The following is a 26,771-nucleotide window of genomic DNA, read 5'->3' on the forward strand; positions in this document are numbered from 1 at the left end:
TGATTGCCCATCAGCAAAGACGGGCGGGACTGTCAACGGCGGCGCATTTATGCGCCGTTCATCTTGACCGTTGATTGGCCCCGCTAACTTTGCTACTCTGTTCTAAGTAATTCCTCAATTTGTTTTTTCATATATTCTACAAGTGCCATCGCTTCCTTTTCTACTGTCTCCCATTCATCAGACAAATTTCCCAAATAAGCTTCCTTTGCCGTTGTTAGCAGGGGGGAAAATCTCTCCGGCAATTTTAAAATTACCCATTTTGCGGCAACATCTTTTGTCGTGATTTCTTCTGTTACTAAAGTAAACCACATTCGTGATAAGGTTAATAACACATTTCTTTCATCACCCTTAAAGCTGGAAATCAAACCAGGTAAAGAAAATCGAATTGCTTTTTTAATTTCGTGAAATGGGATAGCGGGAATAAGCTCTTTGCTTTCCGCCCCCTTCAAAGTTATGCTATTTTTTCTTGCTTGCCATAATAAAATCATTATATCTGGGTCATTGCAGGCTTGCGGATATTCTCCTGCTTCCATCTCTCCCCTTAGCCATTCACCATACATATACTGACATTTTGGCGGAAATTGCAACGGAACAATATCAGATTGATTGATAATAGTTACCTCTAAAGGTCTTTTTTCAATACAGCCTACGGAGCCAGAAATTTTCAATAATTGCTTTGTTAGATCTGCTCTGATTGAATTACTCAATTCTTGTTTAGTAATTATCAGTATATCTATATCACTATCTGGACGCAGCCCATTCATTGTTGCTGAACCATATAAATATATCCCCAATATTTGACCTTGTAATATGGTTTCTGCTATTGAAATAACTTGATTTACTTGTTGTGGAAATTCATTTATATTCATTGTAACTCCTATATGTATTTATTTTTACTCCTCAACAACTGATAAAACAGCGTCTAAGGCTAATTCTAAGGCTATGGATATACTTGTTTTTCCCCATTCTCTTTCTTGGTATTTATGAGGGTCTGCAAGAGTATCGGCTGAAAAAAGCAGCATAGCCCATGTAACTTTTCTAAATTTTGCACACGCCGCCAATGCGGAACATTCCATTTCTACTACTTGACATCCCTCTTCTTTCCGATACTGAACCATTTCTACTGTTTCTCGATAAAAACCGTCTGTTGTCCATGTTTTAACTTCCCAATATGGTATATTCTTTTGGCTTAAAGCAGATTCAATCGCATTTATACCAGCCTTTGAAATCTCTACTTCTCGGGAGGGAGGAAGATAATGGTAAGATGTTCCCTCATCTCTCAATGCAGAAACAGGTATCAAAAATCTATTTTCCGGGATGTCTTCCAATACGCCGCAGGAGCCGACGGAAATAATCTTTGTTACACCCCCTGCAATTAAATATTCTAAAACTTGGACGGCAGCAGCACTTCCCACAGGAGCCGGACATAGACATATTTTCTCCTGATTATAAAGACATTCATAAATAGGATATCGTCTTGTTGCACTTTCAAATTCATCTATCTGTATTCCATCATGGGTATGTGCATAATTTTCAACCTCGTCTCCTAAAAAAGCAAACACTGCTTTTGCAGGAAAACATTTTTTCCCATTTCCCGGCTGAAAAACAGCTTTTGATGCGGTATCGTACTCTAAAACAGGGTAGTCATGCTTTACTAATGGCATATTATTATCTCGAATAACAGGCTATTATTCTATTCCTTTCATCATCTTTTTTGCCAACTGCTTGAACAGGTCGGCAGTTTCTTCATCCATCGGTGCAAGCTGTCCGATCTGTCCAGCTATCATCGCCGTTACATCGTCAATGGAAAGTGGTTTTTGTTTCTGTTCCGCCAGTGCGTCCCGCATGGCTTGGAACATAGCGGCGGTCACAGCTTCTCCCGGCTGTTCCCCGTTGTCAATGTCTTTGGTTCCGCTGGGCGGTCTTGCCGCTGGACGGGACGCTGGAAGCGGAGATTTTCCGGGATAAGGACTTGAAACGCTGTGAGGTCTGCGGCGGTGTGTTCGTCCCCAAATCCAACCGGGCAAAATACTGCCCCGGCTGTGCCGCCAGAGTTCACAGGCGGCAGAAAACAGAAAGTGAACGGAAAAGGAGGTCTGCTGTGGACAGTTAGGAGCGAAAAAAGCCTTGATTTATCAGGCTTCGCAAGCCCCAAACCGGGGCTGGTGGTATAAAGTATCGCCCGCCCCGGAAAACGGGCTTCTAACCGTCCACAAAACGCACTATGACAAATACCATCTATATCCATCAGCCGGAAAAGGCGTTCAGCTTCACCCGGCTCCCGAATTTCCTCTTTGAAGCCCCCACATTCAAGCCCTTGTCCAACGAGGCAAAGGTTCTGTACGCCTTTATCCTGCGCCGGACAGAGTTATCCCGCAAGAATGGGTGGGCGGATGATTGCGGACGGATTTATCTGTACTATCCCATCTGCGAGGTGGTTGACCTGCTCCACTGTGGGCGGCAGAAAGCGGTAAACACCCTGCGGGAACTGCAATACGCCGGGCTGGTGGAGATCCAGAAGCAGGGCTGTGGAAAACCCAACCGCATTTTCCCAAAATCCTATGAAGCGGTTCCAAACACCGACTTCAAGAAATCCGGTTCTGGTACGCCGGAGGGCTGAAAACCGTACTTATGAAGTGAGGAAATCACTCCCCGGAAGTACGAAAACCGGACGGTATATAGAAATACAAAGATTAAAAAGATTTATTTATATTCTATCCATTCCAATCCTATCCGAGCTAATTTCTGCGGGATTTTCCCTGTGGAAAACCCCGGATAGGAAAGGAATGGGGAAAGGAGCAGAATGGCACAACACGCAATTTTGCGGTTTGAGAAGCACAAGGGCAACCCGGCAAGGCCGCTGGAAGCCCATCACGAAAGACAGAAAGAACAATACGCCAGCAACCCCGACATTGACACAAGCCGGAGCAAGTACAACTTTCATATCGTCAAGCCAGAGGGCAGGTACTATCATTTCATTCAAAACCGCATTGAACAGGCCGGGTGCCGAACCCGCAAGGACAGCACACGGTTTGTCGATACGCTGGTAACTGCCAGCCCGGAGTTTTTCAAGGGGAAATCCCCAAAGGAGATACAGGCGTTTTTCCAGAGGGCGGCGGACTTCCTCATTGGCCGGGTAGGACGGGAAAATATCGTGTCGGCGGTGGTACACATGGACGAGAAAACGCCCCACCTGCATTTGACCTTTGTTCCGCTGACAAAGGACAACCGCCTGTGTGCAAAGGAGATTATCGGCAACCGGGCAAACCTGACGAAGTGGCAGGACGATTTTCACGCCTATATGGTGGAGAAATATCCTGACTTGGAGCGTGGGGAGAGCGCCAGCAGGACAGGCCGGAAGCAAAAATTGAACGGCTTCACGAAGCGATGGAGGTCGCCGCCCAGACAGCGGTTGACGCTGAAAAGTGGATAGGTCTGATGAAACAGTATGTCAATCCCACAGAATTGACGGCTGAACTTCTGAATACGCTGATTGAAAAAATCCTTGTCCATGAAGCGGTCAAAAGTGAGGACGGAAGCCGGGAACAGGAAGTGGAAATCTTCTACCGCTTTATCGGCAAAATCGAATGACACATCTTGAGATACCCAACAATATCTTTAACTAAGGGAAACTGGCCGTACGTATCCGGATGTCCAGAGCCTGCTGCTGCTTTCCAACGTGTTCGGGGTGACCGTGGACTCCCTCATCAAAGGAGATGTAGAAACCATGGCACAGGTAATGAACGAAGCGGTCAAGAAGTACAACGCCCTCTCCACAATCACGGTCGTGAGCGCGGTCGTGTTTTTGGTGCTGAGCGCGTGGGCGGCGTTCCAGCTCGAATGGGGCTGGGGCATGCACATCGCGCCCACCGCGGCGTTTGCCGCCGTGGCGCTCGTCGTGATGCTCGTGGCGTTCGTGTATATGGAACGCATGAAGAAGCAGCACGACCTCGTCACGTACCGCGAGGTGTTGGCGTTTAGCCGCGGCGAGCAGGTCGATCGCGACACGCTCGAGGGGCGCCGTGAGCGCGAGATGAACCCTTGGGTCAAGGGCACGCGCAACGCGGTGCAGATCATCATCGGCGCCATCGCCGGCGGACTGGTGGGCGTCGGCATCGGCATGCTCGCCAAGATGCTGAGTTAAAAGCGCGGGTACGCGCCCGTTCCCCGAAATGGTATCCCCCTTAGCCCCCATTCTGAAGATGTATGCCAGAATGGGGGCGATTCCCGTTAGGAGGTGCCCCATGAACGTCACCGTACGCGCGTCCCTCATCGCATTGATCGCAATCGTTGGCGCCTGCTGGGCAATCCCCGTCCTCCTGGTGAGGGTCGTCCCATCCGATGCCGGCATGATCGCCATGATGACGCTGATCTACCTCGTGCTCCCCGTAACTGCGATCGCCCTCGGCCTGCTCGCCGCGAACTCCGCGAGGACGCTCTTCTGGATACCCGCGGCGCTCGGAATCGGATCCGCGCTCCTGTTTCCCCTCGCGGTCGAGGGCAGCCGGGACCTTGCGTTCCATGGGGTTGCCTATACCGCAATCGGCTACGCCGCCATGGGCCTGCGCACTTGGACGATTGCTCGACAGCATCGCTAAGCCATCGCCCCGCAAGCCTCCACAAGCCAGATCTCCCCGCGGCGATGGCACGCATCGCAGTAACAATCATGCGGGTAAACCCCGTGCAAAACAGTTTTCGCAGCGCCCGGCAAGCCATGCCGCATATGATGTACAACAGATTCGATAGCGCACCCTACGTGTTCGCGGGACGCTCCTTCACGACCGGGAGGTGACGATGGACATCAGCAACCAGATCAAGACGAGGCGCGAGGCGATGGGGCTCTCCCAAGAACAGCTCGCCGAGAAACTCTACGTGTCGCGTCAGACGATCTCGAACTGGGAGCGGGACAAGACGTATCCGGACGTCCAGAGCCTGCTCATGCTGAGCATCCTATTCGGCACCTCCATAGACACGCTCGTGAAGGGAGACGTGACCGTTATGGAAGAGGCAGTCGAAAGAGATCGCAAGCGCATGGGAACGCGGATGCTATGGCTGGCCGTGCTGATGCTCGCGTTGCTGGCGGTGGCGTTCGCACTGATACTGTCGCCGGCGTTTAACTGGATGGAGGGCACCTGGGGCGCCGGCGTCGCCGCGGCTGCGGCGTTCCTGCCGGCGATAGCGGCGCTTGTTGTCGCGACCGTCCTCGAGCGCATCAAGCGCGAGAACGACCTGGTGACATACCGCGAGATCCTCGCTGTCCGCAATGCAGACAGGTGCTTTACAGCCACAAGCGCGATAGTTTCAACAACAAGATGCAGTGCCCCAGAGCCCCTAGCAGTCGACGATGGTCTTGCCGATCATGATGTTGAGGATCTCGACGTCGGTATCCTTCATGCCAACGCGGCCCACATAGCCCATGCTGGCGATCGTCTCTTCCACCGTATCCTGAATCAGGCCCTCGCCGGCACGGAAGCCGCGGCCCTGCATGGCCATATCGTGGCCCAGAATCGCCGCATCAACGGCTGCGGAAATCTTGGCGGCACAGCTCGCCTTGGCGCCATCGCACACGATGCCGCCCACGTTGCCGAGCGTATTCGAGACCGTCGCGCCGATCTGATCACGCGTGCCACCGCACAGCCAGGTAATCGCAGCGCCGGCACCGCACGCGGCGCAAATAGCACCGCAAAACGCCGAAAGTGCACCAATATAGCTTTTGATATGCACGGCAATAAGATCGGACAGCATCACGGCGCGCACCAGGCGCTCGTGGTCGCAGCGCAGGTACTCGGCATATTCCATAACGGGCAATGCACAGGTAATGCCCTGATTGCCCGAGCCGCACACAATGGCGACCGGCAGTGCGCAGCCGTTCATGCGGGCGTCGGACCCGGCGGCTGCACGGGCACGGGCACGGCAGGCGACGTCATCGGCACGAGCGCCCAGCAGCGTACGGCCCACCTCGGCGCCCCAAGCGTGCGCCAAGCCCTCTGCGCTAATGGCGCCGTTCAGCTCGATCTGACGCTCAACGGCAGCGCGAGCACCCTCAACATCGCCGTCCTCAATAAAGTCGATGATGGTCTCAATCGACATGGGCGTGTCGGCGCTATCTGCCGCGCGCTCGGCCACCACGCGCTCGGCGCAGGCGGCACACTCCCCCACCGACTTGCCGCACACCGGAATACCGTCGAGTGTATGGCACGTAACATTGGTGTGGTGGTCGGTAATCTCGACGACCGCGGTATGCCCCCCGGCCGTGGCAGTCACCTTGATGTAGAGGTTGGGCACGCCCTCGACAAGCGACACATCGCAGTAGCCGGCATCGGCGAGGAGCTCGGCCACGCGAGCACGGTCTTTATCGTCAACACTCTCGAGCACCTCGAGCGCGCTCTTGGCGTCGCCGCCCACAGCACCCAGCACGGCCGCGGCTTCAATACCATGCATACCGCCCGAGTTAGGCACGGTCACGCTCTTTACGTTCTTGATGATGTTGCCCGAGCAGGCAACATCCATATGGTCGGGTTCGCAGCCGAGCGTCTGGCTCGCCAGCGCCGCTGCATAGGCAACGGCAATGGGCTCGGTGCAGCCGAGCGCACAGACAAGCTCGCGGTTCAAAACATCGCAAAACGCGGTATCACGAAGGGAATCGGCAGGCATAGGTATCTCCTACTTGTATAACGGGCTGGGCTCTCAAAATAGTTCGCTATTTTATTTGATAACAATGCATCAAAAACCACAACCATGGTTCCGGCGGACGGCGCTCGAGCACAAATTGGCGGCATTATTTATGATAAGCCGGTCTTATTGCATGCTAAAGCGTTTGAGCAAAAAACGCCCGAGCGTTTACACAAAAGTCGCGCTATCATGCAGTCGAACGCGGTAAAACCTTTAGCAATCTCGCCGCACAGACCAGAGAGGAAGCATCCATGAAGATCGGTATCGGTAACGACCACGCCGCCGTCGAGCTCAAGAACATCATCTCCGAGCACCTGAAGGAGCGCGGCTGCGAGGTCGTGAACTTTGGCACCGACACCTCCGAGAGCTTTGACTACCCCATCGCCGGCTACAAGGTGGGTAAGGCCGTTGCCAACGGCGACGTCGACCTGGGCATCCTCATCTGTGGCACCGGCGTCGGAATTAGCCTGGCTGCCAACAAGGTCGAGGGCGTACGCGCCGTCGTGTGCTCCGAGCCCTTCAGCGCCAAGCTCTCCCGCATGCACAACAACACCAACGTGCTCGCCTTTGGTGCCCGCGTCGTGGGCTCCGAACTCGCCAAGATGATTGTCGACGAGTGGCTCGACGCCGAGTTTGAGGGCGGCCGCCACGAGCGTCGCGTCAATCTCATCAACGAGATCGACCAGACCCGCGGACTCAAGGTCGTCGACGAGGCTTAAAGACCTACAAAGCCATACGCTAACGCCAGCCCCCGCCCGGAAGAAACATCCGGACGGGGGCTGTTTAGTAGTTTTTTGGGATATACCTAGAAATCTACTGGAATAAAAAGGGCGCCGCGGATGGAATTCCGCGGCGCCAAAGCCACACGCTAACAGCTTTGAGGAGTCAAAGCTGGTTTAGCCAAAGAAGCGCTTGATCTCGATCTCGGCGTTCTCCAGGCAGTCGGAGCCGTGGATCACGTTGGCGTTGACATCGACAGCGAAGTCGCCGCGAATGGTGCCGGGGGCAGCGTCAAGCGGGTTGGTAGCGCCCATAAGGGTGCGCATCTTGGAGACAGCGGAGAGACCGGAAACGACCATCTTGACGACCGGACCGCTCGTCATAAAGTCGCAGAGACCGCCAAAGAAGGGCTTGTCGGCCAGATGGGCGTAGTGCTCCTCGACGGTAGCACGCTCGAGCGTGGTCATCTCCATGCGCTCGATGACAAGGCCGCTACGCTCAATGCGAGCGACGATCTCGCCGATCTTGCGATCGCGCACAGCGTCGGGCTTAATCATGATGAAGGTCTTCTCGATAGCCATAAGGTAGCCTTTCAAGTAGGTTCGCGCGTGCCCAAGTCCCATTCCGGCACCCGCCTGGACTGCATCGTAACAGAGTTTTAGCTGCAGTTAAACAAAAAACTGTTTATTGAAACACTACAATTTATTAAAACGTTCCATATGCGTCACTTCTGTTTCGAAGCCCGATTAGAGTACCATCCGACCGCGCATCAACCGCACCGAACCGAGCGGACGGTCGGTTGCCGCCCGTGAACGTACCCCCTTCACAACCTGCCCAAAGGTCCTACAGAAGTTCTCGATAAGCCCCTTCCCCATTACAACAAAATACGGGCGCCCGCAGCAACAGACGCCCGTAAAAGCAAAAACGATTTATCAATAAATAGCCAAAGCCGCTTCAACTAAACCCTTACTTTGCCCCGTGGCCCATCTCGACGACCTTGGTCAGCGATCCAAGCACACCTTCGTCGGCAACGAGTTGTGCCTGGGCACGCTGCAGCTGCACGGCAACGGCGGCAGGGGCGGTACCGCCCTCGGTCGTGCGTGCAGCGACAATCGACGGGATGTCGAGCGCCTCGGTAATGTCGTGCTCAAAGAGCGGGCTTGCCTCTTGGAACACCTCAAACGGCAGGTCCTCAAGATTGCAGCCGCGCTTCTCGCACATCAGGACCAAATGGCCCACCACGGCGTGGGCCTCGCGGAACGGCAGGCCACGCTTGGCCAGGTAATCGGCAACATCGGTGGCGGCAAGGTGCCCCACGCCGCACTCGCGCGCCATGGCATCCTCGTTGACGGTCCAGGTCGAAATCATACCGGCCATAACGGACAGGCACTGCATGATCGTATGGGCGGTATCGAGCGCGCCCTCCTTGTCCTCCTGCAAGTCCTTGTTATAAGCGAGCGGCAGGCCCTTCATGGTCACGAGCAGCTGCACCAGGTTGCCATAGACTCGGCCGCTCTTGCCGCGGATAAGTTCGGCAAAATCGGGGTTCTTCTTCTGCGGCATGATGGACGAGCCAGTGGAATACGAGTCGGAAAGCGTGATAAAGCCAAACTCGGAGCTCGACCACAGCACGATCTCCTCGGAAAGACGCGACAGGTGCATCGCCATGACGGAGCCGGCGTAATGCAGGTCGAGGAGGAAATCACGGTCGGAAACCGCATCGAGCGAGTTGGGAATCACGCCCGCAAAGCCAAGTTCGGCGGCCGTCATCTGACGATCGAGCGGATAGCTCGTACCGGCAAGCGCGGCAGCGCCCAGTGGGCAGTTGTCGGCAGCATCAAAGGCGGCCTTCAGGCGTGTAAAGTCGCGCGCGAACATCCAAGAATACGCCAGCAGATGATGCGACAGCAGCACGGGCTGAGCATGCTGCATGTGCGTGTAACCCGGCAGAATCACCTTGTCGTACTGTTTGGCCGCATCCACCAGCACGTGGCGCAGCTCAAGATTGGCCTCCATGAGCTCCTTGGCCAGCGCCTTGACGCCCAGGCGCGTATCGGTCGCCACCTGGTCGTTGCGCGAACGCCCGGTATGCAGGCGCTTGCCCGCCTCGCCGATGCGACGGGTCAGCTCGCTCTCGATGGACATATGAATGTCCTCGTCGTTGATATCGAAGGTGAAGTTGCCGGCATCGATATCCTGTTCGATTGCGGTCAGACCCTCGGCAATCGCCTGCTCGTCCTTTGCACTGATAATGCCCTGGGCCGCCAGCATCTTGGCATGTGCCTTAGAGCCAGCGATATCCTGCTTATAGAGATGTTTGTCGACCGGCAGCGACGCGCCAAACTCCTGCGTGACCTCGGCCACGCCTGTCTCAAAACGACCGCCCCAAAGAGCCATGGAACCGTCCCCTTTCTCTAAATACCAAAACAAGCGCCCAAAGCAAAGCGCCATGTCGCTAAAGCGATTTATCAACCGCTAGTTTTGCACATTCCCCACCGAGCGCGAGACCATGTGGCTAATTTGCAAAGAAGTGACGCACCAGGCACTTGGCGCCCATCGACTCCCGCCAGCCGTTGCTTGCCGAGCCGTCAATCCATGCCTCCAGGCTCATAGGGACATCCTCGACCTTTGCAGCATCGAACTCGGGCGCGAGGGCAAGTAAAGCATGCGCGATAGCATTGAACATAATGGATACTCCTCAGATATATATAGGCGCAGAGCCGCCAAATTGATAGAAGGAGCCCCGCCGGACAACCCCGGCGGGGCTCGGACTCAGCCGCAGACGCGGCATCATATATGCGGGCGGAATGTAGGGGCCACCGATGTTAAGAAGTGTCAGCAAGCATAACGAAAGGTAGGGACCCCATGCGCCCGTTATGTATCACGCGGATGGGCCGCGCGGATACCAAGGGAGAAAGACTTAAGCCTGGGCGGCAGCAGAGCTGGGACCCTGGACCTTGGCCCACGTCTTGAGCGACAGCGTGTCGATCTCGATAAAGCCGGCGCTGGCCTTCTCGTCAAACGTGGTGTCGCGGTCGTAGGTGGCCAGACCGTAGTCATAGAGGCTGAAGGGGCTCTTGCGGCCGACAACATGGCAGTTGCCCTTAAAGAACTTCAGGCGGACGGTGCCGGTCACGAACTTCTGGGTATCGGCCATAAAGGCGTCGAGTGCGTTTTTGAGCGGGCTGTACCACTGGCCGTTGTACACGGCGGTGGCCCAATCCTGCTCGAGCTTAATCTTGGTCTTGAGCAGATCGCCCTCGACGCAAATATCCTCGAGCGCCTTGTGGGCGGTGATAAGCGTCAGGGCGCCGGGAACCTCATAGCACTCGCGGCTCTTGAGGCCCACCAGACGATCCTCGACCAGGTCGAGACGACCAAAGCCGTTATCGCCCGAAATCTTGTTGAGGGCGATGACGATCTCGGAGAGCTTCATCTTCTTGCCGTCGACGGCGACGGGCTTGCCGGCCTCAAACTCAATCTCGGTGTAGGTCGGGGTGTCGGGCGTGTCCTCGGGATTCTTGGTCATAACCCAGGCGTCGTCGAGCGGCTCGTTCCAGGGATCCTCCAGGTGGCCGCACTCAATGGCACGACCCCACAGGTTGTCGTCGATGGAATAGGGGTTGTCGTTGGCACCCTCGGGAACCGGCACGTTGTGGGCGTGAGCATAGGCGACCTCGTCGGGACGGCACTTCAGATCCCACTCGCGAACCGGGGCGAAAACCTTAAGCTCGGGGTCGAGGGCCTTGACGGCAGCCTCAAAACGAACCTGGTCGTTACCCTTGCCGGTGCAGCCGTGGGCGACGTAGGTCGCGCCAAACTCGTGGGCGACCTCGACAAGCTTCTTGGCGAGCAGCGGGCGAGACAGAGCGGAAAGCAGCGGGTACTTGTTCTCGTACATGGAATTTGCGGCGATGGCCTTGGTCAGGAACTCATCGGAGAACTCATCGCGCAGGTCGAGCACCTGGCAATCAAGAACGCCCAGGTCGAGCGCTTTCTGTTTCTTGGCATCCAGGCCGGTCTCCTCCTGGCCCACGTTGCCGCAGACGCAAACGACATCGAGATTCTTCTCGTCCTGGAGCCACTTGACACATACGGATGTATCAAGACCACCGGAATATGCGAGAACGACTTTTTCCTTGCTCATGGCTGTTTCCTTTCGCCCTTGGTAGCTAGTTAGAACATCGGTCAGTTGCAAGTCATTTCAAGGTCACGTACCGTGCAATATCAGGTTAAATAGCAAAAATCAGCACATACATGCCCTAGAAACATGCAGCAATGTCGTGCTAAAACCCAACGACCTTAAAATGACTCTGTTGAGGCAATTCGCCCCATGCGGACAGAGACGATTGTTATCGTCGTCGGGAAATTGCGCGCTGGCGTCGGATGGCATTGTCTGCAGTGGTGATGATCTTTACGAACTGCATCTGCCTCTCCTTTCACCTATCGCCGGGCGCAATTCTAATATCGCAAACGGTACCTTTTCCTCGGTAAGCGGCTCTTTTGCCGCCTCCGTTTTCGATGGTCGCTATATTACGCTAAAGTGCCTGCTGCACAAGCGACAAATTCAAATTTCTGAAAAGTTTTTTCATTAGTTTGTGAAATGCAGTGCAAATACGCTCCGTTCCTGCGAAAATACGCCTGGTTACGAGTTGATGGTTATAACGTCTGAAACAATTTCGAAACGAAAGGCGCGTTTTATGCAAACTTACGAATCGGACGCCAATATCGGAAACATTAAGCTCATCGCCGTCGACATGGACAAGACGCTGCTGACCGACGAGCGCGTGCTGCCGCAAGGCCTTGACGAACGCCTGGACAAGCTCGCCGAAGCCGGCATCGTATTCTGCCCCGCCAGCGGACGTCCCGCCCCCAAGCTCGAGGAGATGTTCGAGGACATCAAGAACCGCCTCGCTTTTTGCCCCGATAACGGCGCGTGCGTGATATATCGCGGCAACTATATCTATAAGAGCAACATCGATGTGGCGCTCTACCACAAGGTCCTGGCACATGCCGTGGAGGACCCGCGTGCCGTTCCCGTCCTGTGCTGCTATGACGATGCTTACGTTTTGGCGCGCGACCACAAGTACCACGACGAGATCAGCATCTACTATTCTGCCATCAACTACATCGACACCTTTGAGGGTCTTGACGTCGAATCCAACAAGATTTCGATCTTCTTCCCCGCCTACGACGCCGAGCCTGCGTTCCGCGAGACCTATAACCCCGCGTTCTCGGATCAGCTCTACGTCACCAATGCGGGCCGCGAGTGGATCGACTTTATGAACCTGGGCGTCGACAAGGGCGCCGGCGTCGCGCACCTGTGCGAGCACTTGGGCATCGATATCGCCGATGCCGCCGCCGTGGGCGACACCTACAACGATATCCCTATGCTCGAGCGCGTCGGGCATAGCTTTATCGTGGACAATGCCGAGGAGCATATGAACGCGCACGCCAAGTGGCGCATTCCGAGCAACAACGACGGGGGCGTACTGACGCTCATCGACGCCATCTTGGCGGCTCGGTAATCTATCTCGTCGCCATGCCCGGGGCCGGCCGTTTGATTTTTGCTCGGTCAGGTCCTGGGCTCGCTCGAAGGCCACATTAAGTGGCCTTCGGCTCGTGCGGAATCTACAAAAATCAAACGGCCGGCCCCGGGCATGGCTATGTTGACTTGCTTGCCGCCTAGATGGCGTCTTGGGTGTCTAGATACTTGGCTGATTTTTTGGAATGAAGGGGGCTCCTTGTTGGCAAGGAGCCCCCTTCTGCCTTTAGTTACTTTGGAACTGTGGTTGCTTTCCTATTTCGCGTCGGCCCAGGTTATGCCGGTGCTGGCTTCGGCGATGAGGGGTACGCGGAGGTCTACTACGTGTTCCATGACGTCGCGGACCATGGCGGTGAGGCGCTCGACTTCGTCGACGGGGCACTCAAAGTCCAGTTCGTCGTGCACCTGCAAGATCATGTGGGCGGCAAAGCCCTCTTCTTCCAGGCGGCGGCTTACGCGGGCCATCGCGATCTTGATGATGTCGGCGGCGGTGCCCTGCATGGGGTGGTTCATGGCCGTACGCTCACCAAAGCCACGGAGTTGCGGGTTTTTGGCCTTGAGCTCCGGAATATGGCGACGACGGCCATACATGGTCTCGGCGTAGCCCGTCTGCTTGGCGCGCGCCACCACGTTGTCGAGGAACGTGCGCACGCCCGGGTAGGCCTCGTAGTAGCGATCGATCATGCCACGCGCCTCGGCCATCGAGATATGTAGCGACTGCGACAGACCGTACGCCTGCTGACCATACACAATGCCAAAGTTCACGGCCTTGGCGCGACTGCGCAAGTCGGGCGTTACCTCGGATACGGGAACGCCAAACACGCGCGCGGCCGTCTCGGCATGGAAGTCCTCGCCCTCGTTAAAGGCGCGCACCAGGTGCTCGTCACCCGAGAGATGCGCGAGTAGACGCAGCTCGATCTGCGAGTAGTCCACCGCCAAAAAGACACTGCCCTCGCCTGCCGAAAACGCCGTCTTAACGGTACGGCCCAGCTCAGAGCGCGTCGGGATGTTCTGCAGGTTCGGGTCGCTCGAGGACAGGCGACCCGTTGCCGTGATGGTCTGGTTGTACGTGGTGTGCACGCGACCGTCACCACGGCGCAGCGGACCTAGCGTGTCCAGATAGGTCGACTTGATCTTGGACTTCTCACGCCAGTCCAAAATCAGGCGCACGATTTCGTGGTCGCGCGCAAGGTCGCTCAGCACTTTGGCGTTGGTCGAATAGTACCCGCGCTTGGTCTTTTTGAGGCCCTTGGTCGGAAGCCCCATAACGTCAAAGAGCACGTGCGAGAGCTGCATGGGACTGCCGATGTTAAACGTCTCATCACCTGCCAGGTCGCGAATGCTGCGCTCGACCTCGGTGATCTGGGTCGCCAGGCCCTCGGACAGGCTGCGCAGCCGGTCAGGATCTACGAGCATGCCCGCGCGCTCCATCTTGGCAAGCACCGGCACGAGCGGCATCTCAATGCCATCGAACACGTTGGCGGCGTTCTCGCGGGCCATGCGGTCGCGAAGCGGCGCCACGAGTGCCAGCGTCAACGCCACGGTACGGGCAGCAGGAGCAGGAGCGTCCTCGCCAGCACCATCCGCACCGCGCGCCGCAGGCAGCGCCATCTGCAGATAGGTATCGGCCAGATATGCCTCGTCAAACTCGGAGCGGTCGGAATCCAACAGGTACGCGGCAACCACGGTATCAAAGATGCGCACGGAATCGACTGCCAGCGGGTCCATGAGCTCGGGCTCAGAAGAATCGATGGGCGAAAGCTCATGCAGCAACGCCTTCATGTCCGGGCTCGCCACGCGGCCCTCCATAAACAGGCGCGCGAGCACGCCAGCGATAACGCCGTGGGCAGAATTGAAGCCCTCGACAGCGGCAGGCGTGCCGTCATCGGCTTCCTCGAGCGCAAAGAGTCCCTTGGACGTCGCCAGCCACAGCGTACGCGTCAGGCCAAAGAGCGCACCCTCCTCCTTGTCATCGTCCACCACGGCGGCGACCCACTCGCCCGCTTCAATCGCGCGAGAGATCTCGGCCGCCACAGCAGTAAGTGCCTCAGCATCGCCGGCGGCGGCACGCGAAACCGCGGGTATCTCGAGCGCGCTGGCAGCGGGCACGACCCCGCCCTCGCCGCCAATCAGCGCCAGGAAGCGGTTCTGCATGGCCGTAATGCCAAGTGCGCCCAGCGCCGCGGACACCTCATCGGCAGAAAACGATGGGAAGGACGTCGCGTCAAAGTCGAGCTCGACAGGTGCATCGGTGCGGATGGTCGCAACCTTGCGACTCAGCAGCGCATCGTCGATGTGTGCACGCAGGTTCTCGCCCATCTTGCCCTTGACCTCGTCAGCATGCGCAATGACCTCGTCCAAGCTGCCGTACTGCGCGATGAGCGCGCTCGCCTTTTTGGGGCCGATGCCCGGTACGCCGGGAATGTTGTCCGACGTATCGCCCTTCAGGCCGTAAAAATCGGGCACGAGCGCCGGCGTAATGCCGTGATACAGGTCGTCCACGCTCTCGGGCGTCATGATCGCCACGTCGGACAGGCCCTTGCGAGTCGAGACCACGTTGACGTGCTCGGTCACAAGCTGATACATGTCACGGTCGCCGGTCACCAGCAGCATGTCGCAGCCGGCCTCCTCACCCAGGCGCGCCATGGTTCCCAGGATATCGTCGCCTTCCCAGCCCTCGGACTGCAGAATTGGCACGTTGAGCGCCGTGAGCAGCTCCTTAATCATGGGAAACTGCGCATGCAGATCGGGGTCCATGGGCGGGCGCTGCGCCTTATACTGCGGCAGCATCTCCATGCGCACGCGCGGCTTGCCTTTGTCAAACGCCACGACCACACCGTCGGGGCTAAAGGCATCGATCATCTTAAGAAACATGTTCAGAAAGCCAAAGATCGCGTTGGTGGGGCGACCGTCCGGCGCGTTCATGGTCGGCGGCACGGCGTGGAAGGCGCGGTGCATGAGCGAGTTGCCGTCGATAACGGCAAAGGTGCGGCGCTTGTCAGACATATTGAATACCTCGCTTTGGACTGGACACGGTTTGCTCACCCCAGTTTACACGCTCCCCGCCCCGCGGCCACCGCACATCAAGCTCCCCCGCCACCGTGAGCCCGCGCGTGATACGATGGCTCACGGTACTACAACCAGCACGACCAATCCGAAAGGAGCCTGCGTCATGGAGCGTCCCTGCGCATGGAAAAAGTACACGCCAAAGCAAATCGAGGAGCTCGAGGAGCTTTGCCGCGGCTATAAGCAGTTTTTGAGCGAGAACAAGACCGAGCGCCTGTGCGTCAAGACCGGCATCAAGATGGCCGAGGAGGCGGGATACGTCGACCTGGAGACCGTGATCGCCGAAGGCCGCGAGCTCAAGGCAGGCGACAAGGTGTACGCCGCCAACCATGGCAAGGATCTTATGCTCGTCAACCTGGGCACCGCCCCGCTCGAGCAGGGCTTTAACATCCTGGGTGCCCACGTGGACTCGCCGCGCCTGGACCTCAAGCAGAATCCCGCGTTCGAAGCCGGCGACATGGCCTACCTCGACACGCACTACTACGGTGGCGTCAAGAGCTACCACTGGGTGGCCTCCCCGCTCGCACTCGTGGGCGTCATCTGCAAAAAGGACGGCACCACCGTCGACATCAACATCGGCGACAAGGTCGACGATCCGGTCTTTACCATCTCCGACCTGCTGATCCACCTCTCGAGCGAGCAGATGTCCAAGCCCGCCAAGGACGCCGTCGACGCCGAGATCCTCGACGTGATCGTGGGCGGCCGTCCCGTAAAATTTGACGAGGACGACAAGGACGCTCCCACCGAGCCCGTCAAGCAGATGTTCCTGGATATCCTCAAGGAGCAGTACGACGTCGAGGAGGAGGACTTCCTCTCCGCCGAAATCGAGGTCGTGCCCGCCGGCCCCGCCCGCGACATGGGCCTCGACCGCTCCATGATTTTGGGCTATGGCCACGACGACCGCGTCTGCGCCTACCCCTCCATGCTCGCCCAGATCAATGTGGCCAACGTGGAGCGCACGAGCATCACGCTCATCGTCGACAAGGAGGAGATTGGCTCCGTGGGAGCCACCGGCATGACAAGCCGCTTCTTCGAGAACACCGTCGCCGAGATCATGACGCTCGCCGGCGAGGGCAGCCCGCTGGCCCTGCGCCGCGCACTCGCCCGCAGCCGCATGCTCTCCTCTGACGTATCCGCCGGCTTCGATCCGGGCTACGCCGGCAAGTTCGAGACCAAGAATGCAGCCTTTATGGGTCGCGGCCTGTGCTTTAACAAGTACACGGGCAGCCGCGGCAAGGGCGGTTCCAACGACGCCGACGCCGAGTATATGGCCCTCATCCGCGACATTATGGACGAGGCCGGCGTGGACTTCCAGACCTGCGAGCTCGGTCGCGTCAACGCGGGCGGCGGCGGCACCATCGCCTACATCATGGCCAAGTACGGCATGAACGTCATCGACTCCGGCGTTGCCGTCCTGTCCATGCACGCCCTGTGGGAGGTCGCCAACAAGGCCGATATCTACGAGGCCTATCGCGGCTACAAGGCCTTCCTCGAGCGCGCATAATCAACCCTTCATCAGTTGCGGTGAGATACGGACTAAACTGGCCCATAAACGGCCAAAACAGACCGTATTACACCGCAACTTCCTTTTTGGCAGAGGAGAGTCCATGCTGCAGGTCATCATTTCGCCCGCCAAGCAGATGCGCGCGGCCCAAGATGCTTTTGAAGTCCTGGGCATTCCACCCTTTGTGCGCGAGACGGCTCGCCTCCACCGCGCACTGCTAGATATCGAGCGGAATGAAGGCAGCGGCAGCCTGCAGGCGCTGTGGAACGTGAGTGACAAACTGCTGGGGCCCTGCCTCAACACCCTGCATGAGTTCGAGCCCATCTTGCAAAACGGCGATCTCGACAATCCCGCACTCGCCCGTCACCTCTCCCCTGCCGTCATGTCCTATCACGGCATTCAATACCAAAGCATGGCGCCCGAGGTGATGGATTCCGCACAGCTCGCATGGCTGCAAGACCATCTGTGGATCCTCTCGGGCCTTTACGGATGCGTACGCCCCTTTCATGCCGTTGAACCGTATCGGCTGGAGATGGGCGCGAAGCTTGCCGTCGACGATGCCCGAGACCTCTACGCGTTTTGGGGCGACAAGCTCGCACGGGTCATCGCTCCGGCAGGCTCCAACGCCACGATCGTCAACCTCGCCAGCGCGGAATACGCCAAAGCCGTTCTGACCCGCCTCACCACCGACGCCACGGTCGTCACATGTCTCTTTGGCGAAGGCATCCGCAACGGCAAGCCCATCCAACGCTCGACCGCCAGCAAAAAAGCGCGCGGCTCCATGGTGCGCTGGATGGCAGAAAACAAGTTCGAGGATGTAAGCGGGCTCACCGCGTTCGACGTTGGTTATCGTTACTTTCCCGAGCTTTCAAATAAAAACACTTTGGTCTTCCTGAACGAACAGGCCTTGTAGGACTACCGCTACTTTTGAATGTGCTGCCTAGGCACGGCGTCTATTCCGCCAGGCCGTCGGCTTTTGCAATCTCGGTCGTCGAGCCATCTTGGTAGGTAACCTTAACGTGCTCCACCTCGGACGCCTCAACATCCGACGGAGGCTCCAGGCGCCATTCCGTCAGGGCTATATCCATGGTCGTGGGTACATCCCCCTGATCTTTGAGCTCGACCGACAGCGTCCTAAGCGACGCATCGAAGGTCACACGCTCGATCTCTTCACCAGGAATGGAACCACCGCTCAGCTGCAGTTGCACAAACTTGTCGCGCGGATACCAATAGTCGCCCGGCGCGGCAACAGTATTGCCACCCGCGACCTTCGCCGTCATAATCAGCAGGCTATCGTCCGCCTCAAACGTCCAGGAAACTCCCCCACGCCCGCCAAATGTCCAGATACAACAGGCAATCACCATCACGACAAGAATCGCGAAACCAATTGCGACCAGCCCATGATGGGCACGGCTCTCCTCGGCCGACACATCCCACTGCGTCTCTCGATACAGATGCTTGTCTTCCATGTTCGCCTCCCCGCGGGCATGCTCGTCGCGTCAATCGTACCCATTCGAGCTATACTTGAGCCCACCACATAAACGGGGAGCTTGCAGGACAAGACGGCAGGCTGAGACTGGGCGCGCCCGCCCTGACCCGCAAACCTGATATGGGTAATGCCAACGAAGGGAGCCGTGCCAATGAGCACACAGACCGAGCCCAAGCTCGTCACGCAAATCGATTTCGCCCGCGCCGGACAAATCACACCGCAGATGAAGGAGGTTGCCGAGCGCGAGCATCGCGACCCCGAGTACATCCGCGAGCGCGTGGCCGACGGCCGCATCGCCATTCCCGCCAACATCGTGCATATCAAAAAGGGCATGCGCGCCTTTGGTGTCGGCGAGGGCCTGTCTACCAAGGTCAACGTCAACCTGGGCATCTCGGGCGACAAGGCCGATGCCGCCGAGGAATGGAAGAAGGTCAAGATCGCCGAGGACTTTGGCGCCGACGCCATCATGGACCTCTCCAACTCGGGCAAGACGCGCCAATTCCGCCAGCAGCTCATCGACGAGACGCCGCTCATGGTGGGCACCGTCCCCATGTACGACGCCATCGGCTACATGGAAAAGCCGCTTGTCAAGCTTACCAAGGACGACCTGTTCGAGGTCGTGCGCGCGCACGCCGAGGACGGCGTGGACTTTATGACCATCCACTGCGGCATCAATAAGTCGGTCACCAAAACCTTTAAGGAGACCGGCCGTCTCATGAACATCGTCAGCCGCGGCGGCTCACTGCTGTTTGGCTGGATGGAGGTCACCGGCAACGAGAACCCCTTCTACGAGTACTTTGACGAGCTGCTCGAGATCTGCCACGAGTATGACGTGACGATTTCGCTCGGCGACTCCTGCCGCCCGGGCTGCCTCTACGACTCCAACGACGCCACCGAGACCGCCGAGATGATCGAGCTGGGCAAGCTGTGCAAGCGCGCTTGGGCCGCCGGCGTCCAGGTCATGGTCGAGGGCCCGGGTCACATGGCGCTCGACGAGATCGCCGCCAACATGAAACTGCAGAAGCGCCTGTGCCACAACGCCCCGTTCTACGTGCTCGGGCCGCTGGTGACCGATATCGGCGTGGGCTACGACCACATCACCGCAGCCATCGGTGGCGCCATCTCCGCGAGCTCGGGTGCCGACTTTTTGTGCTACGTGACACCGGCAGAGCACCTATGCCTGCCTAACGCCCAGGATGTGCTCGACGGCCTCATGGCCACCAAGATTGCCGCACACGCCGCCGACATCGCCAAAAAGGTGCCCCACGCCCGCGACATGGACGACAAGATGGGCCAGGCACGCCGCAAGCTCGACTGGGACGCCATGTGGAAGTGCGCGCTCGACCCGGTCACCGGCAAGAAGCGCTACGAGGAATCCCGCGCCGCCACCGAGGGCACCTGCACCATGTGCGGCAAGATGTGCGCCGTCCGCACCGTCAACAAGGTGTTCGAAGGCACGACGATCGACCTCGGCATGGAGGACTAACTCGTCACCGGAGCCATAATCGGCCACAAGGCGTTCGTCAATTGTTGACGTGTGAACATTTTCTTACATTTACGTAAAGATTGCGCCACCCGCCCGGGATCGGCATACAGCCGGCCCGGGCAACTTTATAATGCGGGCAGGAGACCCATTTGAATCCGACCGAACAAGGGAGCGAACATGGATCGCAGTAAGGTACCAGCCGTCCTGTCCATCGCAGGATCCGATTCCAGCGGTGGCGCCGGCATTCAGGCCGACATCAAGACCATCACGGCGCACCGCCTGTATGCCGAGACGGTCATCACGGCCATCACCGCACAGAACACCCTAGGCGTCACCGCCGTGCAGAACATCTCCCCGGATATTGTCGCGGCGCAGATCGATGCCGTTTTTGACGATATCCGCCCCAGTGCCGTCAAGATCGGCATGGTTTCTTCTGCCGAGATTATCGAAGTCATAGCCGACCGCCTGAGCGCCTGGGACGCACAAAATATCGTCGTCGATCCCGTCATGGTCGCCACTTCGGGCGCTCGTCTCATCGCCGAGGACGCCGCCGAAGCGCTTACACGCCGCCTGTTCCCGCTGGCGACCGTCATCACGCCCAACATTCCCGAGGCCATGGCGCTGCTCGACTACGAGGTCGATTCCGAGCGCACACAGCAAAATGCCGCCATGCTCCTCACCCGCCGTTTTGGCTGCGCGTCCCTCGTTAAGGGCGGGCATTTTGTCAACGAGGCCAACGATGTGCTAGCAGAGCCCGCGCCGCTCGATGACGAGGGCAACCACCTGGGCGATCCGCTCACCACGTGGTTCCGCCACAAGCGCATCGAGACCGCCAACACGCATGGTACCGGCTGCACGCTCTCGTCCGCCATCGCCTGCGCGCTGGCCCAGGGCATGGATCTTGCCGATGCCGTCAACGCCGGCAAGGCCTACCTAACCGGCGCTCTCGCCGCCGGCCTGAACATGGGCAAGGGCTCCGGCCCCGTCAACCACATGTGGCAGTACTAAAAAGCCAGCAGCCAAAACCACCGCACAAACCACCACAAAGGCGCCTGTCCCTTTGTGGTGGTTTGGGGTCGCGCTACTGACCAAGCATCTCTTGGAGCTTGGCTGCCACGGCATGGCCCAGGCTCTCGTGGCTTTCGGGCATCATGTGCAGATAATCGATATCGCCCGGCTCGGCAAAATCAGCGGCATTCAAAAAGTCGCAGCCAAACTGTTTAGCAGCATACGCATAGTATTCGGCAAAATGCTCCGAGGCCTCGACGGAGCGCTCGTCAAAGTCGGTCATGTACACATCGGCGATCTGCGGTTTAATCTTGATAGGCGCCATCAGCAGAATACGCGGGCAGGGCGCGGCTTCGGTCCAGGGAAACGCGCGGACGGTGCGAATCAGCGCCATGGCACCGTCAGCGATATCGGCAGCCCCCACGCTAAAGACCGTCTTGCAGTCGTTGGTGCCCAGCATAATCACGATCGCATCCAGCGGCTTATGAGCCTCGAGCAGCATCGGCAACGCGCGGATGCCGTTGAGATTAGTGTCCAGATGGCACATGTCGTCGCGTACCGTCGTGCGGCCGTTGAGGCCTTCCTCAATCACGTGCCAGCCCTCGCCCAGGTCGCGCTGGGCCACGCCGCACCAGCGCACATCGTGCGCATAGCGTACCGCGGTGCCGTCGCGCATGCCCGCCGGATCATAGCCGTAGGTATTGCTGTCGCCAAAGCATAGAACGTTTTTCATCGTAAGCCCTTCCTCTAGTAAAAAGAAAAAGTCGGCGGGAGCAGTCTCTCCCGTCGGATCGACCTATCTGTCAGCACATACCGATTACAGGTACTTGCGCCAATCGTCATCGTCTTCATCGTCCTCGGCGGCAGCCTGGGCCTGCTCGGCGGCGCGGACAGCCGCAGCGCGAGCGGCAACCTGGGCATAGGACTCCTCGTTGCGCTCGGGGAAGTTTGCCAGCACGTGCTCGAACTTGGCAAAATCTTCGTCCCAGCGCGTAGAGGGCACGGCAAAAAAGACCTGCTTGACCTTAAAGTCGCCCGATGCGAGCTCCTTGCGGAAGAGCTCGGCCACGGCCTCGGCGTCAAAGCCGTTGTTGTCGCAGCCCCAAGCGCCCAGCACGAGCTTCTCGCGACCCAGCTCGTCGCAGATGGCAAGCACAAAGCGGATGCGATCGCGCAGGGCGTCCAGCAGGGCATCGTCACCCACGCGATACTCCTGGCGAGCGCGCTTGGCGTTGGGCGCGGCGGCCACGATCACGTCGGCATACGCATGCACGTGGTTGCGGTCGAAGCGCACCGCGGGCACCACCAGCGCACGGTTGCGGTAAAGCTCGCAGTTGATATTACGGCGACGGTTCTCGCCGTACCATTTGCGCTGCTTATCGAGAACGTTGTACAGATACGAATCGGCACAGAGCGTGGCCTCCTGACCCAGATAACCCTGGATGTAGCCGCCGCCCGGGTTGGTGAACGAGGCAAAGGCGAGCACGGCCATGTCGCAGAACTGCGCGTAGCCTCGGCCGTTATCCAGAATGGCCTGCGTGGCAGAGGCGTCGAGCACGGTGACCTCGGGCAGGACCGGAGCGGGCTCCTCGGCAGCAGGCGCGGGCTCGGTCTCCGTGGCTTCCTCTGCGGGCACAGGCTCGGCCACGACCTCGGTCTCGGCAGGCACAACCTCGGCGGCCTCAGACTCATCGGCAACCTGCTCTTCGGCAGCAGCCACCTGGGCCTTAGCCTTCATCGCCGCGACAAATCCGGCAGGCATGCCCTCGAACTCGCGCACGCCGGCAAGCGAGCGCTCGATATCCTTTGCGCACGCTTCGGACACAGTCGCCACGTGACGCTCGGCGGCCTTGGCACGGGCCTCGCGCTTGGGATTGGGCTGTCCCGCGCGGTTGGGCCTACGGTTACGGTTCCTGTTGTCGACGTCTGCCATAAGTGGTCACCTTTCTCGGTCGCTGCCGCTATCGGCTTTTCCCATCCATGATACCCCGCCGCGTACAAAAAAGGCGGCCCCGAAGGACCGCCTTTCGCATTGATTTGCGCGCGGCAAGCACCGCTGCAATCTGGCACTAGTCGCGACGACCAAGGATGTTCAGGATGCGCAGGAACACGTTGATAATGTCCACGAACAGGTTGGACGCCATGAGCACGGCGTTGGGCAGCGTGGGCGGCACCGTCGTGGCCACATAGGTGTCGTAGCCAATAAAGCCGGCGAACACCACAATCACGATCAGGTCGGTGATGGTCTGCGAGACGCCCATGAACATCAGCACGATCTCGACCAGAATCGTGGCAAGCAGAATGCCAAAACCAATGCCGTACACACGCTGGAAGAATTTGGGGAAGGTCACGCCCAGTGCGCCAAAGACAAAGGTGATGGCGGCAGTGGCGATAAAGGCGGCGTTGATGGTGGGCAGGTCGTAGTTGGCAAGGCCAAACGACGCGGTCAGACCAAAGGTGCTCGCAAAGATCGCGTAACCCGCGAGCGACAGGCCCACGGACTGTTTGCTGGCGGCGGCCGACATCATGACGATGCCGACAATGGTCAGGATAAACGAGCCAAAGACCAGCGGCAGGGCGGCGCCACTCATCATCATGCGCGCAAACGACATGGTGCCCGTAAAGTAGGCGCCTGCGCCCATAGCGCAAAAACCCAAAAAGATCAGGGCAGACATGGCAAGGTTGTACGCGCGCGGCGACATCTCCTTGGCACGGCTTGCGCCGGTCTCGATGGGGCCGTTCTGATAGCCCTGGATATCGTTCATAATTTCGTCCTTTCAAAAAGCGCCGCGACAGCGCCGTAGGTGACAAGATTCCTGCCATTGTACCCGAATGGCGCGCGCTCTTACCCGCGGCGCTCACTCTCGAGTGTGCGGTCGAACGCCCACACCCACCACCGCATCAGATGAGCCTGCGAGCCATCCGGTCGCTCACGCGCCTGGTCTTCCAGATACAGCTCGGTCGTATGTCCGCCAAAACGAACCTTATAGGTTGCCGTACGAATGCCGTGAACCGTCAGGCCAAAACCGGTAGACGAGACAATCTCGTCAATCGTAAAGCAGCGACCGTCGACCCAGCAGACGGTAACCGGCACAACTTGTCCGCCCGCGAGGATGCGGGCCACGACGTCCACATACTGCTTGTGCACGCGCCGAGTTTTGCCATCTGTCTGTCGATATTCCATGCCCCTATTATCGAACGCATGTTTGCATATTGTAAAGCGAACAGACTGTGGTTTTGGGGTGTCGGAGCGAGCGCACGTGTCCTCACGGCGTGTTAGCAAAAAGAACACCCGCGGTCAACAGGGCTAATATTCAATTTTAGTGCCAAAAAATTCACTTCTCCCGTCAGAACTCGGTAAAGAAACCCGCAGGAGGTGATACGATTTATCATGTTTTTGTAACGTTTCTGCAAACTTCGAGAAAGCCCATATATGGACGTAACGTTCTCAGCCTTCCTCGGCCAACTTGTTTCGAACCCAGTCCTTGCCGTCACCGTGTTCCTCGCGCTCGGCGCCATCTTCGTCAACGGATGGACCGACGCGCCCAACGCCATCGCGACCTGTGTCACCACGCGTTGCATGCCCGCCCGCGCCGCCATTCTCATGAGTGCCGCGTTCAACTTTTTGGGCGTGCTCATCATGACGCACTTTAATGCCAGCGTTGCCAACACCATCTCCCATATCGTCGACTTTGGCGGAAACAGCACCATGGCGCTCGCGTGCCTCTGCGCGGCCCTGTTCTCCATCGTCGTCTACGGCGCCACGGCATCGCGTTTTGGCATCCCCACCTCGCAGAGCCACAGCCTCATCGCCGGCCTGACCGGCGCTGCCATCGCCCTCGGCGGCGCCAGCAGCGTCAATGTCCACGAGTGGATGAAGGTCATCTACGGCCTGGCGCTCTCCATCGGTCTGGGCTTTGTCATGGGCTGGGTCCTGTGCAAGCTCGTCTCGATTCTTTTCGCTGCCGCCAACAGGCGACGTGCCAACGTCTTCTTTAAATATGCTCAGATCGCGAGCGCCGCGGCCATGAGCTTTATGCACGGCGCGCAGGATGGACAAAAGTTCATCGGCGTGCTCTTTTTAGGTGTCGCCTTTGCCAACGGACAGACCGGCGTCGGCGACGCCGGCATCCCCATCTGGATCATGCTGCTGTGCTCGGCCACCATGGGCATCGGCACCAGCGTGGGCGGTGAGCGTATCATCAAGTCCGTCGGCCAGAGCATGGTTAAGCTCGAGAAGTATCAGGGCTTCTCTGCCGACCTGGCAGGAGCCGCAAACCTGCTGCTTGCCACGCTCACCGGTATCCCCGTGTCCTCCACGCACATCAAGACCTGCGCCATCATGGGCGTCGGCGCCGTCAAGCGCCTCTCGGCCATCAACTTCGGCGTGGTCAAGGACATGATGTTCACGTGGTTCTTCACCTTCCCCGCCTGTGGACTCATCAGCTTTGTTATGGCCAGGCTGTTCATGATGTTCCTCTAGTCAAACCGAACGTCCATCCGGACCGCATTACCTCGCCCACCCGTCTTCGCCCCGAAAGGACCACTCATGGCAAAGAAACCCGATTCGTTCTACTTTGACAACTACGTCGCCTGCGCCGACTTCGCCGTTCAGGCAGCCGAGCTGCTCACCAAGATTTTTGAGAACTTTGACCCCGCGCAGATCCACGACATGCTCGAGAAGATGCATGCGATTGAGCATGCAGCAGACAAGAAGCACCATGAGCTCGAAGACGCCCTACTCACGGCCTTTATCACCCCGCTTGAGCGCGAGGACCTTAACCTAATGAGCTGCTCGCTCGATACCGTGCTCGACCGTATTGAGGGCGTCGTGCAGCGCCTCTACTTCACCAACATCCAGAGCATCCACCCCGATGCCATCGTGATCGCCCACAAGGTGACCGACGCCTGCCGCGCCATGAAGGACCTGATGGTCGAGTTGCCCAACTACCGCAAGTCCAAAACGCTGCGCGAGCTCGTCATCCAGATCAACACCATCGAGTCCGAGGCCGACGAACTCTACATCAACGCCATGCGTAACCTGCACGTCAACGGCAAGGACCCGCTCGAGGTCATCGCCTGGCGTGACGTGTACGCCTTCTTGGAGTACTGCGCCGACTGCTGCGAGAATGTGGCCGATGTCGTGGATTCGATTGTCATGAAGAACAGTTAATTGGGGTACGCGTCCCACCGGTCGCGGGCCCGACCACTGATAACCTTTTTTCACTCCGGCTGCAAGCAGAGTCGTTCAAAAGGTTATTAGTGGTCGGGCCCGCTCCCT

At 58.3% G+C, this 26,771-nt stretch carries 27 protein-coding genes and 1 pseudogene; 14 read left to right on the forward strand and 14 right to left on the reverse strand.

Annotated elements, in window-relative coordinates:
• Positions 1 to 92 precede the first annotated feature (92 nt).
• Genes ant(9) through ACQRAQ_RS05070 form a run of 3 tightly spaced genes read right to left on the reverse strand, consistent with a single transcriptional unit; the run spans position 93 to position 1,871 of the window.
• Positions 93 to 869: an aminoglycoside nucleotidyltransferase ANT(9) gene (gene ant(9), locus ACQRAQ_RS05060; protein ID WP_052084611.1), complete on the reverse strand. Its 777-nt coding sequence runs from the start codon at positions 867 to 869 to the stop codon at positions 93 to 95.
• Between the two features lie 24 nt (positions 870 to 893).
• Positions 894 to 1,664, reverse strand: coding sequence for a nucleoside phosphorylase (locus tag ACQRAQ_RS05065; protein WP_002578723.1), 771 nt, complete (start codon positions 1,662 to 1,664; stop codon positions 894 to 896).
• Between the two features lie 24 nt (positions 1,665 to 1,688).
• Positions 1,689 to 1,871, reverse strand: a complete 183-nt coding sequence (locus ACQRAQ_RS05070) for a hypothetical protein (protein ID WP_427794129.1) — start codon at positions 1,869 to 1,871, stop codon at positions 1,689 to 1,691.
• A 353-nt stretch (positions 1,872 to 2,224) separates the two neighbouring features.
• Between ACQRAQ_RS05070 and ACQRAQ_RS05075 the strand changes: the two genes are divergently transcribed.
• The 6 genes and pseudogenes from ACQRAQ_RS05075 to ACQRAQ_RS05100 all read left to right on the forward strand — a co-directional run.
• A complete protein-coding gene (locus ACQRAQ_RS05075; protein WP_002588752.1) occupies positions 2,225 to 2,620 on the forward strand; it encodes a replication initiator protein A in 396 nt (131 codons plus the stop codon).
• Between the two features lie 183 nt (positions 2,621 to 2,803).
• On the forward strand, positions 2,804 to 3,433 hold the full coding sequence (gene mobV / locus ACQRAQ_RS05080) for a MobV family relaxase (RefSeq protein WP_427794130.1): 630 nt from the start codon (positions 2,804 to 2,806) through the stop codon (positions 3,431 to 3,433).
• 5 nt (positions 3,434 to 3,438) lie between these two features.
• The gene (locus ACQRAQ_RS05085) at positions 3,439 to 3,591 is read left to right on the forward strand and encodes a DUF4368 domain-containing protein (RefSeq protein ID WP_427794131.1); all 153 of its coding nucleotides are present in this window, start codon (positions 3,439 to 3,441) and stop codon (positions 3,589 to 3,591) included.
• A 136-nt stretch (positions 3,592 to 3,727) separates the two neighbouring features.
• On the forward strand, positions 3,728 to 4,144 hold the full coding sequence (locus ACQRAQ_RS05090; protein ID WP_427794132.1) for a hypothetical protein: 417 nt from the start codon (positions 3,728 to 3,730) through the stop codon (positions 4,142 to 4,144).
• 100 nt (positions 4,145 to 4,244) lie between these two features.
• Positions 4,245 to 4,598: a hypothetical protein gene (locus ACQRAQ_RS05095; RefSeq protein WP_161159771.1), complete on the forward strand. Its 354-nt coding sequence runs from the start codon at positions 4,245 to 4,247 to the stop codon at positions 4,596 to 4,598.
• 196 nt (positions 4,599 to 4,794) lie between these two features.
• Positions 4,795 to 4,965, forward strand: a pseudogene (locus tag ACQRAQ_RS05100) (helix-turn-helix transcriptional regulator); the annotation flags it as partial.
• Positions 4,966 to 5,331: 366 nt separating this feature from the next.
• Here ACQRAQ_RS05100 and ACQRAQ_RS05105 read toward each other — a convergent pair.
• A complete protein-coding gene (locus tag ACQRAQ_RS05105) occupies positions 5,332 to 6,654 on the reverse strand; it encodes a serine dehydratase subunit alpha family protein (RefSeq protein WP_427794133.1) in 1,323 nt (440 codons plus the stop codon).
• 269 nt (positions 6,655 to 6,923) lie between these two features.
• On the opposite strand from ACQRAQ_RS05105, the gene rpiB reads away from it, so the two are divergent.
• Positions 6,924 to 7,391 carry a ribose 5-phosphate isomerase B gene (gene rpiB / locus ACQRAQ_RS05110; RefSeq protein WP_427719257.1) on the forward strand — a complete coding sequence of 156 codons (468 nt, stop codon included), beginning with the start codon at positions 6,924 to 6,926 and terminating at the stop codon, positions 7,389 to 7,391.
• A 177-nt stretch (positions 7,392 to 7,568) separates the two neighbouring features.
• On the opposite strand, the gene ndk is transcribed toward rpiB, so the two are convergent.
• The 4 genes from ndk to ACQRAQ_RS05130 all read right to left on the reverse strand — a co-directional run bounded on the left by ndk (position 7,569) and on the right by ACQRAQ_RS05130 (position 11,539).
• Entirely contained in the window at positions 7,569 to 7,973 is a 405-nt protein-coding gene (gene ndk, locus ACQRAQ_RS05115) for a nucleoside-diphosphate kinase (protein ID WP_055251725.1), read from the reverse strand.
• 385 nt (positions 7,974 to 8,358) lie between these two features.
• Entirely contained in the window at positions 8,359 to 9,789 is a 1,431-nt protein-coding gene (gene argH, locus ACQRAQ_RS05120; protein ID WP_427794134.1) for an argininosuccinate lyase, read from the reverse strand.
• Between the two features lie 118 nt (positions 9,790 to 9,907).
• On the reverse strand, positions 9,908 to 10,078 hold the full coding sequence (locus ACQRAQ_RS05125; protein WP_427794135.1) for a hypothetical protein: 171 nt from the start codon (positions 10,076 to 10,078) through the stop codon (positions 9,908 to 9,910).
• Positions 10,079 to 10,312: 234 nt separating this feature from the next.
• Positions 10,313 to 11,539 carry an argininosuccinate synthase gene (locus ACQRAQ_RS05130; protein ID WP_427794136.1) on the reverse strand — a complete coding sequence of 409 codons (1,227 nt, stop codon included), beginning with the start codon at positions 11,537 to 11,539 and terminating at the stop codon, positions 10,313 to 10,315.
• Positions 11,540 to 12,092: 553 nt separating this feature from the next.
• On the opposite strand from ACQRAQ_RS05130, the gene ACQRAQ_RS05135 reads away from it, so the two are divergent.
• On the forward strand, positions 12,093 to 12,920 hold the full coding sequence (locus tag ACQRAQ_RS05135) for an HAD family hydrolase (RefSeq protein ID WP_427727591.1): 828 nt from the start codon (positions 12,093 to 12,095) through the stop codon (positions 12,918 to 12,920).
• Positions 12,921 to 13,192: 272 nt separating this feature from the next.
• Here the strand turns inward: ACQRAQ_RS05135 and polA are convergent, their stop codons facing one another.
• A complete protein-coding gene (polA, locus tag ACQRAQ_RS05140) occupies positions 13,193 to 15,943 on the reverse strand; it encodes a DNA polymerase I (protein ID WP_427727593.1) in 2,751 nt (916 codons plus the stop codon).
• 166 nt (positions 15,944 to 16,109) lie between these two features.
• On the opposite strand from polA, the gene ACQRAQ_RS05145 reads away from it, so the two are divergent.
• Together ACQRAQ_RS05145 and ACQRAQ_RS05150 are read left to right on the forward strand one after the other, a co-directional pair.
• On the forward strand, positions 16,110 to 17,507 hold the full coding sequence (locus tag ACQRAQ_RS05145) for an aminopeptidase (RefSeq protein ID WP_427794137.1): 1,398 nt from the start codon (positions 16,110 to 16,112) through the stop codon (positions 17,505 to 17,507).
• A 103-nt stretch (positions 17,508 to 17,610) separates the two neighbouring features.
• On the forward strand, positions 17,611 to 18,420 hold the full coding sequence (locus tag ACQRAQ_RS05150; protein ID WP_427747771.1) for a YaaA family protein: 810 nt from the start codon (positions 17,611 to 17,613) through the stop codon (positions 18,418 to 18,420).
• 40 nt (positions 18,421 to 18,460) lie between these two features.
• Here ACQRAQ_RS05150 and ACQRAQ_RS05155 read toward each other — a convergent pair whose 3' ends face one another.
• The gene (locus ACQRAQ_RS05155) at positions 18,461 to 18,976 is read right to left on the reverse strand and encodes a hypothetical protein (RefSeq protein ID WP_427794138.1); all 516 of its coding nucleotides are present in this window, start codon (positions 18,974 to 18,976) and stop codon (positions 18,461 to 18,463) included.
• Positions 18,977 to 19,147: 171 nt separating this feature from the next.
• Between ACQRAQ_RS05155 and thiC the strand changes: the two genes are divergently transcribed.
• Entirely contained in the window at positions 19,148 to 20,482 is a 1,335-nt protein-coding gene (gene thiC, locus ACQRAQ_RS05160) for a phosphomethylpyrimidine synthase ThiC (protein ID WP_427794139.1), read from the forward strand.
• A gap of 177 nt (positions 20,483 to 20,659) precedes the next feature.
• A complete protein-coding gene (thiD, locus tag ACQRAQ_RS05165) occupies positions 20,660 to 21,490 on the forward strand; it encodes a bifunctional hydroxymethylpyrimidine kinase/phosphomethylpyrimidine kinase (protein ID WP_154515288.1) in 831 nt (276 codons plus the stop codon).
• A gap of 73 nt (positions 21,491 to 21,563) precedes the next feature.
• Here thiD and ACQRAQ_RS05170 read toward each other — a convergent pair whose 3' ends face one another.
• From ACQRAQ_RS05170 to ACQRAQ_RS05185, 4 genes are all read right to left on the reverse strand, one after another.
• Positions 21,564 to 22,223 carry an SGNH/GDSL hydrolase family protein gene (locus tag ACQRAQ_RS05170; RefSeq protein WP_427719230.1) on the reverse strand — a complete coding sequence of 220 codons (660 nt, stop codon included), beginning with the start codon at positions 22,221 to 22,223 and terminating at the stop codon, positions 21,564 to 21,566.
• Between the two features lie 84 nt (positions 22,224 to 22,307).
• Complete coding sequence (locus ACQRAQ_RS05175; protein WP_427719227.1) at positions 22,308 to 23,423, reverse strand: TIGR02452 family protein; 1,116 nt, start codon at positions 23,421 to 23,423, stop codon at positions 22,308 to 22,310.
• A 136-nt stretch (positions 23,424 to 23,559) separates the two neighbouring features.
• The gene (locus ACQRAQ_RS05180; RefSeq protein ID WP_427794140.1) at positions 23,560 to 24,255 is read right to left on the reverse strand and encodes a Bax inhibitor-1 family protein; all 696 of its coding nucleotides are present in this window, start codon (positions 24,253 to 24,255) and stop codon (positions 23,560 to 23,562) included.
• Positions 24,256 to 24,335: 80 nt separating this feature from the next.
• A complete protein-coding gene (locus ACQRAQ_RS05185) occupies positions 24,336 to 24,674 on the reverse strand; it encodes a hypothetical protein (protein WP_154515278.1) in 339 nt (112 codons plus the stop codon).
• A gap of 249 nt (positions 24,675 to 24,923) precedes the next feature.
• On the opposite strand from ACQRAQ_RS05185, the gene ACQRAQ_RS05190 reads away from it, so the two are divergent.
• Entirely contained in the window at positions 24,924 to 25,973 is a 1,050-nt protein-coding gene (locus ACQRAQ_RS05190) for an inorganic phosphate transporter (protein WP_427719222.1), read from the forward strand.
• Between the two features lie 66 nt (positions 25,974 to 26,039).
• Positions 26,040 to 26,663, forward strand: a complete 624-nt coding sequence (locus tag ACQRAQ_RS05195) for a DUF47 domain-containing protein (protein ID WP_427719219.1) — start codon at positions 26,040 to 26,042, stop codon at positions 26,661 to 26,663.
• Positions 26,664 to 26,771 lie beyond the last annotated feature (108 nt).

Source organism: Collinsella sp. SGI.178 (assembly GCF_050313495.1).
Classification (GTDB): domain Bacteria; phylum Actinomycetota; class Coriobacteriia; order Coriobacteriales; family Coriobacteriaceae; genus Collinsella.